Raw genomic sequence first — 15,742 nt, 5'->3', positions numbered from 1 at the left:
AGCGCCGCTGAGGTCTGCTCCTGCTAGGTTGGCGCGACGTAAGACTGCTCGCTCTAGATTGGCGCGGCGGAGATTTGCGCCTGCCAGCGTTGCCTCCATCAGTAGGGTATCGCCCAAATAGGCTTGCTCTAAGCTAGCGCCATCTAAACTGGCTCCTTCAAGATTGGCGTTGCCGAGGTAGGCGTAGTCTAAAAAGGCTTGGCGGAGATTGGCATCGCGTAGATCAGCTTCTTCCAGGTTCGTTGCGCCTAGGTTGGCTTGCTCTAGATCTGCGCCGCGCAGCATGGCTCGGAAAAGGTTGGAACCCAGGAGGTGGGCCTCTCGGAGGTTGGCGCTGCTGAGGTAGGCGGCGACTAGGTCACAGTTGACGCAGTTATTGGCCCGCTGGAGTCGAGTCAGGTGATCGGGCTCGAAGGCGATCGCCGCTTGTCCAGTGACGAATGGAACTGTGAGTAACAGCAGTGCAAAAAGTGATCGCTTCATGGGTTTTCAGGAGGAGGAGCATGGAACTGATAGGTTCTCCAACGCGATCCTGGATCCATTGGATGGAGGACGCAGGGATGCAAGTATAGTTATCTGTTCACGCTGCTGTAGAACGATCCGGGCAGTTTCAGCAGGTTGCCGCTCAGACGTTGCCCTTGCTCCGGTTCTGAAGGGTGTTGGCTAGAGCTGGGGCAGAAGTTCTGGTAAGAGGTGACCTGGCACTTTTGAGAGGGCTAGATTTTGCCCGCTGATACCGCCTTGGGCGTAGGCGGTGCGGATGGCTTGCAAGACACATTTGAGGGTAGCTTCTCGCAGGTCAGTCCGATGTTCCCAGCCTGCTAGCGCCTCTAGGTGATACTCCAGGGCTGATTCCATATGCGTTTGCCGGTGGGTTGTATCCAGTTGAATCTGGCTATCGCTGCCCAGTTGGTAATGGGCTAGCCCTAGATTGTTGTAGGTAGCAAAGATATCAAAGTTGAGGGGGGGATGGCTGGGGCCGGCTTCTTGGAGATGGTGGGCGATCGCCACGGCGGATTTGTAGGCAGCGATCGCTTGTTGTAGATAATCAAGGCGGGCATCGGGGGAGTCTTTGGCATGGTTGGCCAAGTGCCAGTAGGCGGTGCCGAGATTGTTCTGCGTAGCCGCGTAGGCAACTGGAGCTGTTTGGCGGGTGCGATAGCGCAGAGCCGTGCGATAGGCCGCCAGGGCCAACATCAACCATTCCCTCGGACGCTCATGCTGCGCCAGGTTCCAGTAGGCGGTACCCAGGTTGTTTTGAATCATGGCGTGATTCATCGGCTCAGATTCTGGGCTGTAGTAGCGCAGGGCTTCTGAATAGGCAGCGATCGCTTGTTTGAGGTAAATCTTGGGTTGCTGATGCTGCGCTAGATTCCAGTAGGTGGTGCCGAGGTTATTTTGGGTGAGGGCATAGCGTTGGGGTTCATCATCCGGCTTGCGATAGCGTAGGGCTTGTTGATAGGCCTGGATGGAACGCTGGAGGTTATCCGCCGTATCTTGATACCGAGCTAGATCGCCGTAGGCTGCCCCCAGGTTGCTCTGCACCATGGTGTAGCTGGCAACCTGGGTTTGGATGTTGATTTTGTTGAGAGCGAGTTGATAGGCCTGAATGCCCTGCTGGAGGTTGGACAGCGCCTCATCGAGTCCGGCAGACTGGCGCGACAGCATCCAGTAGAGATTGCCCAAGTCGTTGAGCACATCGGCCCAGAGGGGAGAGGTTTCATGCAGCCAGACAAGAACTTGCTCATAGGCTTGAATCGCTGCTTTTAGATCCTCGGCCGAGGCAAGACCCTGCTCAATGCGATCGCGATACACATTGCCTAAGGTGCGATAGGCATTGGCAAGCAGGGCTGGTGGAGCATGTTGTTTATGCAGGCGCTCGATTTGTTCATGCAGCGTGGAGGGATCGAGATCCTGCACCGGCAGAGGCACCCCAACTTCTATCTCGGGAGCTTCTGCAGCGGCGGATTCCTCCACGGCATCGGTCACTTGGCTCGCCACCTGATTCGCCACCCGATCCACAACGGAAACAGCAGCATCCTCTCGCTGGGTAGGTGGCTTGTAGCTGTCGTGGGTGGCCTGAGACTGACGGAGAGTTTTTCGCACAGCTTGCAGCACGGTCACCGGTTGGCGGGCTGCGGGTCTGCTGGCTGGTCGATAGGGGGTCAGGGTTTTGCGGGGCATGGTCTGAGCGACCACAGCGTGCTTTTTCTCTACCCGATCGCCCATTCGATCGTTCCCTCGATCATCCAGGTCTAGCTTAGAACGATCTAGGGGCTCTAGGTGCAAGCGGGGCGATCGCCCATTCTCGTCGTCTGTATGGCTGGAGTAATCGGATTGATCGGGATCGGGCATGGCTGGAGTGTCTGTCCAGCCCATATCGAGAGGGCGATCGCCTTCTGCTGGAGAGGGTTCACGGTTTTCTGCAGAGTCTTTTGACTCAGGCTCAGCGCTGCTATCCTCACGACGTTCCTCAACGATGGGGGCAGACATGTCCATCTGCTGGCTGAGGTCATGGTGCAGAATCGTCCACAGTTCTTCCTGAGACAGGGGAAGTGGGATGCCTCCGGTGGGCGGTGGTGGCAAAACTGGGGGCGTCATGGCTGGAGTGGCCATGGGCTGCTGGTTGTCTGCTAGAGGTTCCTCCCGTTGAACGTCTTGAGTAATCTCTTGGGTAATCTCTTCAACGATGGCTGGCGGAGCATTCTCTTGGAGACGTTCCTGGGATTCCTCGTGGACTACTTCGTAAGACTCTTCTTGGGTTTCTGGGTATGAATCGTCGTGGGGGTCGTCGTGGAGGATATCTTGGGTGACGTCGTGGAGATCGTTGTGGGGGATGGCTTGGAGAGCGTCTTGGGTGACGTCGTGGAGATCGTCGTAGGGGATGTCTTGGGGAATGTCTTGAGGAGTGTCTTGGGGAGCGATCGCCTCTAAATCAGCCGTCAACTCGGCGAGTAAGTCTGCGGGAACGTCCAGCCCATCTTCTAGGAAATCCGTCGGATCGGGCAATGCTTCGTCGTCTAGCAGCTCGTCGATCTCAAACGGCAACTCCGTTGGTTTCGGCATCGCTGCGGTGCTCACCACAGGCTCCTCAACCTGGGTGGTGGGCATCGGATCGCCGATGAACTCGAAAACGGCCGTGCGGCAACGCCAAAAATCTGGAGCCGACTGCGGTAGACCATTCACCCAAGGGCGTGGCATCCAAAATACAATGCCCGACTCTAGGCGGGGTAGGTTGCGTTCAACATTTTGTAAGTAGTTGAAAAAGAGCCGCTGCACCACCAAGGATTGGCGCGTCAGTTGCTCAATCCCCACAATTTGAAAGATCGGCATGGTAGCCCGCTGTCCACCCACAATCGGCGGTGGATATTGGTTGAGCCACTGGGCAATCTGGGCAATGGGGTTGGGGTCGCCGAGGTCTAAAACCAGGGTGACCACTGAGGGATAGATGGTGCCTGCGGATGGAGCGGAACGCCCTAAATCCTGCTGAAGCTGGGCAACGAAGCGATCGCGCTCTCTAGGATCATCACAGACGGCGATCAAAAGCTGACGGCGCAACCCGAGCTGCAACGATAACGTTAGCCGATCGTAGGTCTGTTGATTGGAGCCTGCATTCAAGTCGGAAGGAAGTTCTGTCACGGCAGTTGGGGCAGATGAGTCATGCAGTCATCAAACGGCTCAGCGCGATCGCCCATTCGTCGTTACCTGTGCCCACGTTCATGGTAGGGGCATCGGTGACTTGATTGAAGTGACTCGATCGCTGCCCCTGGGATCCAAAAAGGACAGGGTGACGGATCGGAGTCATGCAAGGGGATGAATAGGTGATGGATGCGGAGCGCCGTCGGTTGGCTTATCTTCTTCTTCGGTGACTTGACGGCAGGGTCAGGATAGGATTTGCTGCTGTTGGACGAACGGCGATCGCTCACCCTCCGCAAAGAGGCGCAGTTCCTAGGCTTGACCCCAACTCCGAAATGATTCTAAATATTTCTGTCTGGATGGTTCTTGGCTGGTTTCTAGGGCGCTTCGCCGTCGTTTGGTTTGTTGGTTCCTAGGAGACAATGGCATACCGAACAAGCTGGATCATGCGCTGCCGGAGCGTCTCTAGTCCTAGGCGATGGCTGGCGGACAGAAAGACGGCCTGGGGATATTCCTCCCGGGCGATCGCTAAGGTCTCGCTTTCGGCCTGGTCAATTTTGTTGAAGGCTAGCAAAATTGGCCCCGGCGTAATCGGCATATCGGACAAAATTTGCATCACGGAGCGAATATGACTCTGCCAGGCGGGATGGGATAAATCCACCAAATGCAGCAAGGCATCAGCTTCCGTCACTTCTTCTAGGGTGGCTCGGAAGGCGTTCACCAAGGGCGGTGGCAATTCATGGATGAAGCCCACGGTGTCGGTCAAGACAATGGGAAACGGTTCTTCGGTTTCCGCATCGGTGAGCGCTAAGCGGCGAGTGGTGGGATCCAGGGTGGCAAAGAGCTGGTCGGCGGTGTAGACCTCGGCATTGGTTAACACATTCAACAGGGTTGACTTGCCGGCATTGGTGTAGCCCACCACGGCAATGGAAGGCACCTGTTGATGCTGGCGTTGCTGCCTCATGCGCGATCGATGGGCCTGCAGTTGTGTCACCTCGCGCTGTAGGCGAGAGATGCGCTGCTGAATGGCTCGGCGCTCAGTCTCTAGCTTGGTTTCCCCGGGCCCTCGGGTGCCGATGCCACCCCCTAGCCGCGACATGGATTGCCCACGCCCTGTTAGACGCGGCATCATGTATTCAAGCTGGGCTAGCTCCACCTGCAGCTTCCCGGCCCCCGACTGGGCCCGCTGGGCGAAGATATCCAGGATGACTTCGGTGCGATCCACCACCCGCACGCCCATGCGACCTTCCAAGTTGCGCACCTGAGCTGGCGATAAGTCTCGGTCAAACACGACTAGATTGGCCCCAATGGTTTGCACGGTCAGGGCAATTTCCTGCACCTTTCCATCCCCAACAACGGTACGAGGATGGGGGCGCGATCGCTTTTGGATCAACACCTGTAGCACCTCACCCCCGGCGGTTTCCACCAGCCGCGTCAGTTCGGTCAGACCATCTTGAAACCGTTGGGGAGATACGGTTTGAGTCTGTACGCCAATCAGCAGGACGCGATCGTGGTCGAGGTCTACCTCCTCCGCCACATATTGCCGCCGAAACTCTTCCTCTAGACCTTCCGTGAGGTCAACAAAATCTTGTTCCGCCAAATCCTCTAGGGACATGGGGTCTGACACTGTCCATGTCACTTCGGGGTGGGGTACCAAATGGGCTAGGTAAGCTTCTTGCACATAGCCAGCCACCGTGCCGCCTCGGCGGGTGAAACCACTGCCCGATAGGGTCAACACGGCCAAGGCATCGAGGCGCTGGATGGCCATGGCTGTCAACACGGCACTACTGGGGCTCTCTGACTTCATTTGGGTGGAAATGCAGCGAATGCCGCAGAGCCGTTCTGTGCCGTAGCGGGGTAGCTCGCTAGGAGGAATCTGGGTTTGGGCCGGCGACCCCACCCCTACGCGAATCACCTGCCCTCGGCGATTAATGTAGGCGCTCACAGGCTGGTCTAAGTCTGCACTCACGGCCGCCAAGCGCTGGGAAAACTCAGGCGTAGTGATGCGATCGCCTGGCAAGCGTTGGTGGTATAAGCGCTGAAGTAGCTTGAGCTGGCTTGATTTCAGCCCCTTAAGATTCCCGTAAATAGTTTCGATAGGCGCACTCGACCGGAACCCCGGCCACCTCACTCAACACTACAAAAGAGATCCCCATAAAAAAGATCTATTCTCCATTCTATCGAGTCTATCGAGCTTTGCCCTGGTCAGGATCGATACAGAATCTGTGATCTTTTGGAAGAATGTGCTGCTCCACAAGCCAGCCTTGGTTAGCCTGGGAGACGAGCTAGCCAAGGCTGAAGACAGGTGTCACCTGTTGCTTATATGGGACGCTGCTTAGGGAATGCCGAGTTCTTTCTTGCTGTGCTTCAAGGTTTTCCAAAGATGGCTAACTTGGGTGTAGGCTTCCTCGGGCGTGAGTTTTCCAGCGGTTTCTAAATTAGAAATATAGCTGACCCGTTGGGCAAATTCCTGTAGATTTGCGTTGAAAATGAGATGGTTGGGGCGATCGCTGCCATGGTAAGACGCGCGGGGATATAGCCAATCTCGATGAATATTGTTGCTCATGGATAATCTCCAATCAAACGAGGTGGACAACCATCTAGAGGTCTAGATGAAAGGCCGCTGACGACACGGATGATCATCGCTACTGATCATCTAAGGTCACTAAACGGCTGACAACTATGCCCTATGAGAGGTTGAAGAACTCCTCAAACCCAGGGACATTGCGCAATCGCAGCATGTATCTGCTATGTAAAGGAACAACCGTTGGGGGCGTCTTGTTCCTAGGGGGCTAGCCGCGTCATCCCCGACATCAGACCTGTCTAGCGCATCTTGATGATGTGTCCTTGCCCTAAATCCCTTTTCCGGAGGGTGAGGGACGGTGACGTTCGATCCTTATTTCCCCTTAGGAAGCAGGGACTGGGAGATCAGGGGCATACCTTACAAATGTGGGATGCATTCTGGCTGTCGAGGCGGCACAAGAGGAACAGTCTAGCCCTCACGACTACTGTCTATCTTAACCTAATCTTAACCCAGCCTTAACCAACTGCCTAGAGCACTACAATAAACGACATATCAGCTTCTGCTGTCCATCGGTCGCTGTTCCTTGATTCTGGGCAGAGAATTGGGTGAAACAATGCAAATATCTCCAATGTCACCCTTAGGGGGCAACGAATTCTCAAGGTTTTAGGCGTTACATCCGAGAGCCATGAAAGAGCAATACAGCCCTAGCCTTATGAGTGAGGACATCAAAAAAATTAGAGACGTTCCAGCCTAGACGTGCTACTGCAACTACGACGCCAGCATCTACGGATCCATGCTTATATCAACCGGCGGCGCATGCGTTCTCAGGCGTTATGGATACTCTAGTGAGACGGGCGATTGGGGGAATGCGGAGGGTTAGAGCTGCATCAGGTGACGGCGGCGTTCCAGCACCTTGCTGGGATCAATCTGGGTGACGGCTTTATGGAGAGGGAGGGTACGGGTTGATTGATCAAACACGTTGACTTGGTATACCTGATGATGATCGACATCAACGCCTGTGAGCCAGCCGCTCTTGGGATGGTAGGCTCCGGTATCAATATCAAGCCAGCCTTGTCCTTGGGCCAACTCACCTGGGTTCACCCCTGGCAGCGTAAAGGTGATGGTGTGACCAATAATGATCAGTTTGTCTTCAAAGTAGGGCTGGGTCATGCTGTGGAAGCGTTCGCGGATCCAGCATAGTTCTTGGGTGGTTTGCTCAGCCACGGGTAGCCCTGGATGGATGCCAGCGTGAGCCAGCCAGATATCCCCTAGATCGAGGTGGGTGGGGAGGGTGCGAATCCAGTTGCGGTGTTCGAGCAGATGATCGACACTTTTGTAGCTAGAAACGGTGGATTGACCGCCGCTATAGAGCCATGCCTGCAGGGCGGGAGGATGGACGCCTTCTTCGATTAGAGCTTCGAGCAAGAGGTGTTCGTGATTGCCCATAATGCAGGTGTAGTTCTGCTGTTTGACGAACTCCACCACGTCACAGCTTTTGGGGCCACGATCAATGAGGTCTCCGAGGAAGTAGATTTGGTCGTCGGAGGCGGGAGCGATCGCATCAAAGAGGGCCATTAGCCCATCGTAATGACCATGAACATCTCCAATAAAAATTCGACGACCACTAGACACAGTTTTTAAATCCTTCCTAGGTGCAGAGCAATTACACGATCGGTAGATGAAATAGAAGACTGGGTGCACCAATGGTGGAGGGGGTGGCAAGATGCATTGAGCAGTCTGTATTAATGCTAACGCGTTCCTTCTATCTTGCGCGATCGCCCCTCGTCTCGCGTGAAAGAAGCGTGTAGAAGTGATAAAGGATTGATGAATAAACAGTTTTGCAAGGGGTTCTTAGGATGGACGAAGAAACCGTCTTACTCCATTACACCCTCACTAGACCCGATCTGCTGCACTCCATGAACCGACTTCTAGCCTAACTGCTGAAGAGCGATCGCTGCTTCTTCCTCTCTTAAAGTTTCCTTAAAGTTTTGTCTGGGGACGGTTTTATACGATGTGCCGGTTGCTGCTGTTTTAAGGCGTACTCTTCTTGGGTAGCGTAACCAACCATGTTGAGATTAACCCCTCTCTTGATAGAGTGATTGAAGCCAACCCTCACCTAGGTAGCACCAGGCGACAAGCAATTAGGAGCAGACAACTATGGCGATTATTGATTCAAACGGGCGATTATTTGGGAAGGTGAGCATCCTCGATATTGGTGCCGCCGTGATTATTTTGCTGGTGCTGGCCGGCGTGTTTCTCTTTCCCGGCACATCGGGCTCTGTGGCGCAATTGGGCGTCACCACGCGGCCTGTGGAAGTGGATTTGATGGTGCGTGGGTTGACGGTGGCAGAACCCCAAGCGTTGGTCACCAGCATGCGTGAAGAGGGTCGCCTCAATATCATCATTCGCAATCAACCGGCGGGGTCGGTGGGGGTGAAGGAGATTCAAGAATTGCCGCGATCGGTGGCGGTGCCCCAACCTGATGGTTCTGTGGCGGCATTTCCCGATCCGCGGCCAGAATTGGGTTTTACGTTAGACATGCTGGTGACCTTGGCAGATGATGCTCAGATTACAGATGGGGGGCCTGTTTTTGGCAACAACAAGGTCAAAATTGGTACCCAGATTGAAGTGGAGGGGTTGACCTATCGCTTTAATACATCGGTGGTTGGGGTGAGGATTTTGGAGGAATCCTAGGGGCGATCGCCATCATGATTTTGGGATGTTTGATGGTTCTAAGACCTTGGATGGTTGAGAGCGCTGAGGGTTGCGCAGCGGCGGCGGTGTGGTGATCCGCTCTAGGACTAAAATACCCAGGTTGATGGCTAGGGCCAGGAGTGATACAGCGATCGCTCCTGCCCAGATTTTGTCGTAACGTCCGGCTTGGGCAATGCCTTCAAATAGCAAGACCCCCAGGCCGCCAGCTCCAAACTTGGCTCCGATGGTGGCGATGGCGATGGCGACAATGGCCGAGAGCCGTACCCCGGCTAAAAAGATCGGTAGCACGAGGGGCACCTGCACGCGCCACCAGCGTTGCCCCACATCCATGCCCATGCCCTTTGCAGCTTCGATCAGGGCCGGATCAATGGACTGCAGGGCCACGGATAGATTGCGTACTAAAATCACCTGAATATACAGCACCATGGCGGCAATCACCGACTGGGCATTGAGCCCCAGCAGCGGCACCAAGAGGATAATCAACGCCAAGCTAGGAATGGTGTAGATGATGCCGAGGGTGCCCATGACCGGCACGGTGAGCCAGCGACTGCGGGCAATCAACACTGAGAGCGGCACGGCAATCATAATGGCGATCGCCAGGGCTGTGCCGGTCATTTGCAGATGCTGGAGCAAGTAGCCCCAGACCTGACCTGGATTGTTCCATAAATAGTCCATAAACTAGTCCATGGCTAGACCTGTACGGCGGTGGCTGAGTCTCGAATATGGTCTAGGGTGAGCACGCCGATGGGTTTTCCTTGATCCAAGACGGTCAGTTGAGGTGCGCCGGTTTTGAGAATCAGCGACAGGGCATGGCGCAGGCTATCGTGGGGAGCGATCGCGGGTTGACCATTGTGGTGGTAATTATCGGGCGGCTGCACCATGGCGGTTTCCACCCGCAGCAGCCGCAGTTGACGCACTACATCATCAGCACCCATGAGGTCATGAACGAAGCTATTTACAGGTCGAGTCAAAACGGCAAAGGGCGTATCATATTGCACAATCTTGCCCTGCTGCAGAATCAAGATGCGATCGGCTAACCTCAGGGCTTCTTCCACGTCGTGGGAGACAAACAGGATGGTTTTTTTGAGCTGACGCTGGAGGCGAAGAATTTCATCCTGCAGACCGGCGCGGGTGATGGCATCGATGGCTCCAAAGGGTTCATCCATGAGCATCACCTGCGGATCGCCAGCTAGGGCCCGCGCCAGTCCCACCCGTTGCTGCTGCCCTCCGGAGAGTTGGGAGGGATAGCGATCGCGATATTCTCCGGGAGCTAGGCTCACCAAGGCCAGCAGTTCATCAATGCGGGCTTGGATTTTGGGCTTGGGCCAGCCCAAGAGTTCTGGCACCACTGCCACGTTTTGGGCCACGGTCATATGGGGAAAAAGCCCCGACTGCTGGATGACGTAGCCAATTTGCTGCCGCAGCTTTGAGACATTCATGCGGCGAATATCACGACCGTAGAGCGTAATCGCCCCTTGGCTGGGCTCATACAGACGGTTCACCATCTTCAGGAGCGTGGTTTTGCCACATCCCGATGGCCCGAGGATTACCACAAGTTCTCCCTCTTGCACTGTAAAGCTACAGTGATTGACGGCAGGGTGGGATGCCTGGGGAAATTTCAGAAAAACCTGATCAAATTGAATTGCACTCACGGCTGCTGTGCCTCATGGTTAACCCCCAGGACGATCATCGGTTGCTAGCGATTAGTTGCTAGTGTTTGGCTGCTAGTCTAGGGAACGGGTTGGGTTTGCTGAGTCAGCAAGCTTAAGGTCAGCAAGCTTCTAGTTTTAGCTTAACTATCGGCGGCAAGAATGCCTTGACTGACCAGAAAATCTCGGGCCACGTCCGAAGGCTCTCGCTGATTGCCGCTGACCTCGTAGTTGAGGGCTTGCATCACCTCATCGGTCAACAGGGGAGCGATCGCATTCAGAGCATCGGCAATGACAGGATTTGCCTCTAGAACATCTTGGCGCACTACTGGGGCAACTTGGTAGGGCGGGAATAGCTCTTGGTCATCCTCTAGCAAGACCAAATCAAAGGCGCTGATTTCGCCATCGGTACCAAAGGCCACGACCACATCTGCTTCGCCGTCCACTAGTCCCTTATAGCGTAGACCAGAATCCACGGCCTTATACTCCTTGAGCGTGAAATCACCGTAGGCAGCTTGAATTCCTGGCAATCCATCTTCTCGGACTTCAAATTCAGGGGGCCCAATTAAGACCAAATCGCTGGCCTGGGCAGCCATATCAGAGATGGTGGTAATGTTCAGTTCCTCTGCCTTGGCGCGGGTCATGGCCAGGGCTTGGGTGTTGTTCATCGGCGATGGATCTAGCCACGTTAGCTCAAACTGGCTTTCATATTCCGTGACCACGGTATCGTAAACCGCTTGGCGATCGCTGCTGGCCGGCAGTTTGAGCACCGTCAGCAGACCTGTGCCGGTATATTCCGGATAGAGGTCAATCTCGCCGCTGGTTAGAGCAGCTTGAGCCACCGGGGTGCCTCCTAGATTGAGTTTACGTTCAACCTGAACGTCAGCATTTTCTAGGGCTAGGGCATACATTTCCCCCAGGATAAACTGCTCAGTAAAATCTTTGGAACCCACGCGAATGGTCGCTGGGGCTCCATCGGCAGGCGACTGGGAGGTGGTGGTGTTGCAAGCAATGACCAATAGGGCAACAACGGCGGCTAGGCATGTTAGGAGAAGTGAGCGACGGGTAGCTTTCATAAATCCTGGGGGATGAAGAACAGACAAACGACCTGATTACCCCAACATAATACTGGAGTCTGCCAAGGTTCTGGGGGATGAAGAACCTACCCTGTCTTCAAGGTGCTACGGATCTCCATCGGGTTAGCACCATCTTGCTTGTACTCGGCGTCGGACATCTAACTTGTAGTGGGTGGTAGGATATCAGCGTTTCCTGATCAATGTTGCAAGTGATTTGGGTTGGGTTTTGGCTTTCTCCTTTCGGGAGACGTTTCACGCTGGCTTAGCCTGTCTTCAGGACAAACGACGTCGCTCAGTCAGTGTAGTTCTTGGTTTGTTGTTGATTCTGGGCTGTTTATGCTTCCTCGTGCTGGGGTGATGGAGGACAAAAGCTTGTCTTTTCCCGCCCTGTGCTCATAAGATAAGGGGATTGAAGGGGAGTAGCTATTGGGGAGAGAAACCCCCAAGCTCTCGAATCAACATACTGGTAGTTTACCTGGTTCGAGGTATCCTGGGGCGTGCTACCGAGCATGGCCTGCGATCAGTGAGACCTTCACTTAGTTCACAACATCTGTGAGCTTGGTGAAGCCTAGTCTCCTATCAAGCTCACAGCCACTACGAGAGGAGCTTGATAGATAGTGCTAGAAGCATTTACGGCTGGATTGTTATTAATCACAGTCTCCGAGTTGGGAGACAAGACATTTTTCATGGCGGTCATTTTGGCGATGAAGCATTCACGGCGCTGGGTGTTTCTGGGCGCTTGGGGTGCATTGGCTGCTATGACGGTGCTTTCCGTCCTGTTTGGACAGGTGGTATCGCTCTTGCCCCTATCTCTGGTGCGCTGGGCGGAGGTGCTGCTGTTTTTGGGCTTTGGGCTCAAGCTGTTGTACGACGCTTGGATGATGAAGGCGATCGCTGATGGGTGTGAGGAGGGAGAAGCGATGGAGGCGGTGGCTCGGGCGGAATCCAATAGCCCTCCTAAGCCCAGTGTTCTAGCGATCGTCTTTGAGGTGTTCAGCCTAACGTTTCTTGCCGAATGGGGCGATCGCACCCAAATTGCCACCATTGCCCTCGCTGCCGCTAAGCATCCCTTGGGGGTAACGATCGGGGCGATCCTCGGCCATGCCATCTGTACGGCGATCGCTGTGATTGGCGGACGGGCGATTTGCGGGCGGATTTCCGAACGTACGGTCACCCTCCTGAGCGGCATCCTGTTCTTGATCTTTGCTGGAGTGGCTGCCACCCGCTTAGGGTAGTCCGTCCTTCGCCCCACCTCGTAGAATAGAAAGGCTGGGTCTTGTCTCCTTGGGGACGATGCCCACCGTCCCTCCATTCCCGGTTGCTATGTCTGTTTCTTTGATCGATCGCCCATCTCCTCTACCGCCGCTGCTCGGTGCATCCTTGCCAGAACTCACCGACTGGGTGGCCCAACACAATCAGCCGGCCTACCGAGCCAAGCAACTGCATCAATGGCTCTATCACCAAGGCGGGCGATCGCTGTCTGATCTCTCCGTATTTCCCAAGCAGTGGCGCAGTGAGCTGGCGGATATTCCCGTGGGGCGATCGCAGATCCACCATCGCTCTGCGGCTCCCGACGGGACGGTGAAGTACCTGTTGCGGATGGAGGATGGACAGATTATTGAAACCGTCGGCATTCCTTCGGGGAAACGGCTCACGGTCTGCGTTTCATCCCAGGTGGGTTGCCCCATGGCTTGTGACTTTTGTGCCACGGGCAAGGGCGGCTTTTTGCGTAACCTGCATCGCCATGAAATTGTCGATCAGGTGCTGACGGTGCAGGAAGATTTTGAGCAACGGGTCAGCAATGTCGTTTTCATGGGCATGGGCGAGCCGTTGCTGAATGTGGATGTGGTGCTCGATAGCGTGCGATCGCTCAATGAAGACGTGGGAATTGGGCAGCGATCGCTCACCGTCTCCACCGTGGGGATTCCGGGGCGCATCCGTAGGTTGGCTGAGCAGCGCCTGCAGGCAACGTTAGCTGTCAGCCTCCATGCTTCTAACCAAGCCCTGCGGGAAACGTTGATTCCCAGCGCTCGCCAATATCCCCTAGAGCAATTGCTCGATGAATGTCGTGACTATGTAGACATGACTGGACGGCGGGTCACCTTCGAGTACATTTTGCTGGCAGAGCTGAACGACTGCCATTCCCATGCGTTGGAACTGGCTAAGCATCTGCGCGGTTTCCAAACCCATGTCAACCTGATTCCCTACAATCCCATTCAGGAAGTAGACTACCAGCGTCCCAGCCCCCAACGTATCCAAGACTTTATGGATACGCTCAAGGCGCAGCACATTGCCGTTAGCGTCCGGCGATCGCGTGGCCTGGCGGCTGATGCGGCCTGCGGGCAACTGCGGGCCAATGCTGATTCTTCCATGGGCCCCTAGCTAGGATGACGGAGTATCCAGCAATTGGCGAATGGTTTGCAGTTCTTGCAAGATGGCTCGCAGCAGATCATGGGTGACATTAGGCGGCGCTTCTTGAACCTGAATGGTGACATTTTGCCGCAGCACATCCTTAGCAAAGCGGGCAACTTCGTTGGGATGGAACATCAGCGGGTCGTCCTTCGTCATGCGGAGTTCAGGATTTAGCCGGTTCGGGTCATAGGGTGGGTTAAGGTCATTGGGATCCGTATTGGCATAGCGATAGACAGATGCACGCGATCGCCCGATGGCCTGCTGTACCGCTTCGACCGGCATCAGTTGGGCTACATCGGGAGCATCGAGGGCTGAAGGCTCAGAGGTCAGGGGATCAAGGCTCATGAATTCCATCGCTGTTGTCGGATGGTTGCGCTGTAAATCCTAACCGGAAATCAGGAAAAATGGCGGCGATCGCCTGTTTTTTTTATGACCTGCCTCCATCGTGGCATCTACGGGCAGGCGGTTTGTCAACGAATCAAGACGGGGCGATCGGAATCTTTGGGGTTGAGTAGGGTTGCCAGACTAGCCCCCCTGCCTTGGAGATGCTTGTTCCAGGGTGATCGCTGCCCCATCGGTTAGGACAACTAGACCCGCGATCGCCCCTTCGATGTCTAGTACTCCGAGGCGTAAGCAACCCGCCTATGTGCTGGAATTCCTTTTCGTTTTTCTGTCTTCGTTCTTCTGTCTTACGGTACTAGATCACCTCCGCGATCGCCTCGTCATCGACCGGATTCGACTCGCCCAGCTCCGTGAGGAACTGGAGCGCTTGGGCGATATATTCGGCACAGGTGCGGGGAGAACTGTCGTAGAACGCCTGCCAGGCTTCTGCTTTGACTTCATCATAGCGATCGCTGTGGTCGGGATGATGGGTGAGCCAACCCAGGCGCACCGCATGACCGATCAGGACATCCATGACAATGTAGTCTTCAATCTGTAGATCTGGGTTCTCGTTAGCCAGAACGGCCAGTTCCATCAGCGCTTCGATGTTGACTTGGCGATATTCTGGAGCCTGGATTTTATTGAGTAAATGCTCCACCCGCAGGGCGAAGTTCTTTTCCTCGGGCGTCATTTCTGACACAATCACTTCGCCATCCAGACGATTGCGTCGTTCTAACTTATCGCCAATCACCAAGCCGCGACAGTGGTGTAAAACTTGCCATACGCCGGGATAAAATCCTTCTGGCACGCGGTTCAAAGAGCCGTCGAGCTGCCGCTGCCGTCGCCAGCTTTCCGGTGTAGGAATGCTGCTTTCTTCGGGTAAGACCACCCATTGAATAGCCTGCTGCTGACGGATATGTAAGGATTCCTGCTGCATGAGAGCTTTGTTATGTCCTTCATAGCCTGCCAGCACTTGGCGTAGGCGAGTTTTGATCTCAAAGGGACTCAGCTCCATCAAATGCTCGTAGGCTTCATCTTGGGTGACGTGCAGTTCCTGAGCTAGTTCGGTCGTAATCAGCAAAATTAGATAACTGACGCGCAGAGTAAGAAATCCTCGAAATACGCTGGGATCGGTTTTTAGTAGGATGCTGAGATAAATCAGCACTTCTTGGGTGAGGGAGCGATCGCGAATATCTTCTCCACAGAAGTCCTGAATTTTGTGCATGATCTCTAGGTGAGACATGGGGCGATCGATCAGGGAGGCTTGGCTGAAGGCCTTGCCGACGGTAATTTGCTTTTGGCGCACGAGGATTTCCATCACCGCATCGGATAAGCCAATGTCGATCTTG

The 15,742-nt window shown here is 54.9% G+C and carries 14 protein-coding genes; 3 read left to right on the top strand and 11 right to left on the bottom strand.

Features of this window, described 5'->3' with window-relative positions; all coding sequences use genetic code 11:
• From V6D20_11490 to V6D20_11465, 6 genes are all read right to left on the bottom strand, one after another.
• Positions 1–483: pentapeptide repeat-containing protein (locus V6D20_11490; GenBank protein HEY9816407.1), on the bottom strand; the 483-nt coding region annotated here is incomplete at its 3' end.
• Positions 484–663: 180 nt separating this feature from the next.
• Positions 664–3,639 carry a hypothetical protein gene (locus V6D20_11485; protein ID HEY9816406.1) on the bottom strand — a complete coding sequence of 992 codons (2,976 nt, stop codon included), beginning with the start codon at positions 3,637–3,639 and terminating at the stop codon, positions 664–666.
• A 19-nt stretch (positions 3,640–3,658) separates the two neighbouring features.
• Entirely contained in the window at positions 3,659–3,805 is a 147-nt protein-coding gene (locus V6D20_11480; protein HEY9816405.1) for a hypothetical protein, read from the bottom strand.
• Between the two features lie 243 nt (positions 3,806–4,048).
• Entirely contained in the window at positions 4,049–5,767 is a 1,719-nt protein-coding gene (gene hflX, locus V6D20_11475; protein HEY9816404.1) for a GTPase HflX, read from the bottom strand.
• A gap of 204 nt (positions 5,768–5,971) precedes the next feature.
• Positions 5,972–6,202, bottom strand: coding sequence for a hypothetical protein (locus tag V6D20_11470; protein HEY9816403.1), 231 nt, complete (start codon positions 6,200–6,202; stop codon positions 5,972–5,974).
• An 834-nt stretch (positions 6,203–7,036) separates the two neighbouring features.
• Entirely contained in the window at positions 7,037–7,792 is a 756-nt protein-coding gene (locus V6D20_11465) for a metallophosphoesterase (GenBank protein ID HEY9816402.1), read from the bottom strand.
• A gap of 525 nt (positions 7,793–8,317) precedes the next feature.
• Between V6D20_11465 and V6D20_11460 the strand changes: the two genes are divergently transcribed.
• Complete coding sequence (locus V6D20_11460; GenBank protein ID HEY9816401.1) at positions 8,318–8,854, top strand: DUF4330 domain-containing protein; 537 nt, start codon at positions 8,318–8,320, stop codon at positions 8,852–8,854.
• 12 nt (positions 8,855–8,866) lie between these two features.
• On the opposite strand, the gene V6D20_11455 is transcribed toward V6D20_11460, so the two are convergent.
• The 3 genes from V6D20_11455 to V6D20_11445 form a co-directional block, all read right to left on the bottom strand.
• Complete coding sequence (locus V6D20_11455) at positions 8,867–9,550, bottom strand: ABC transporter permease (protein ID HEY9816400.1); 684 nt, start codon at positions 9,548–9,550, stop codon at positions 8,867–8,869.
• A 14-nt stretch (positions 9,551–9,564) separates the two neighbouring features.
• Positions 9,565–10,527, bottom strand: coding sequence for an ABC transporter ATP-binding protein (locus tag V6D20_11450; protein ID HEY9816399.1), 963 nt, complete (start codon positions 10,525–10,527; stop codon positions 9,565–9,567).
• Positions 10,528–10,667: 140 nt separating this feature from the next.
• The gene (locus V6D20_11445; GenBank protein ID HEY9816398.1) at positions 10,668–11,600 is read right to left on the bottom strand and encodes a glycine betaine ABC transporter substrate-binding protein; all 933 of its coding nucleotides are present in this window, start codon (positions 11,598–11,600) and stop codon (positions 10,668–10,670) included.
• A gap of 617 nt (positions 11,601–12,217) precedes the next feature.
• On the opposite strand from V6D20_11445, the gene V6D20_11440 reads away from it, so the two are divergent.
• Together V6D20_11440 and rlmN are read left to right on the top strand one after the other, a co-directional pair.
• Positions 12,218–12,835 (top strand): TMEM165/GDT1 family protein, encoded by a 618-nt coding sequence (locus V6D20_11440; GenBank protein HEY9816397.1) that lies wholly within the window; start codon positions 12,218–12,220, stop codon positions 12,833–12,835.
• A gap of 88 nt (positions 12,836–12,923) precedes the next feature.
• Positions 12,924–13,982: a 23S rRNA (adenine(2503)-C(2))-methyltransferase RlmN gene (gene rlmN, locus V6D20_11435; GenBank protein HEY9816396.1), complete on the top strand. Its 1,059-nt coding sequence runs from the start codon at positions 12,924–12,926 to the stop codon at positions 13,980–13,982.
• Here the strand turns inward: rlmN and V6D20_11430 are convergent, their stop codons facing one another.
• Positions 13,983–14,357, bottom strand: coding sequence for a hypothetical protein (locus tag V6D20_11430; protein ID HEY9816395.1), 375 nt, complete (start codon positions 14,355–14,357; stop codon positions 13,983–13,985).
• A 352-nt stretch (positions 14,358–14,709) separates the two neighbouring features.
• Positions 14,710–15,742 (bottom strand): hypothetical protein (locus V6D20_11425; GenBank protein HEY9816394.1); only part of this gene is annotated, 1,033 nt, incomplete at its 5' end.

The sequence above is a fragment of the Candidatus Obscuribacterales bacterium genome (genome assembly GCA_036703605.1).
Taxonomy (GTDB): domain Bacteria; phylum Cyanobacteriota; class Cyanobacteriia; order RECH01; family RECH01; genus RECH01.
Note: the sequence above shows the minus strand (reverse complement) of the source record. Positions and strands in the feature narration are given on the sequence as shown.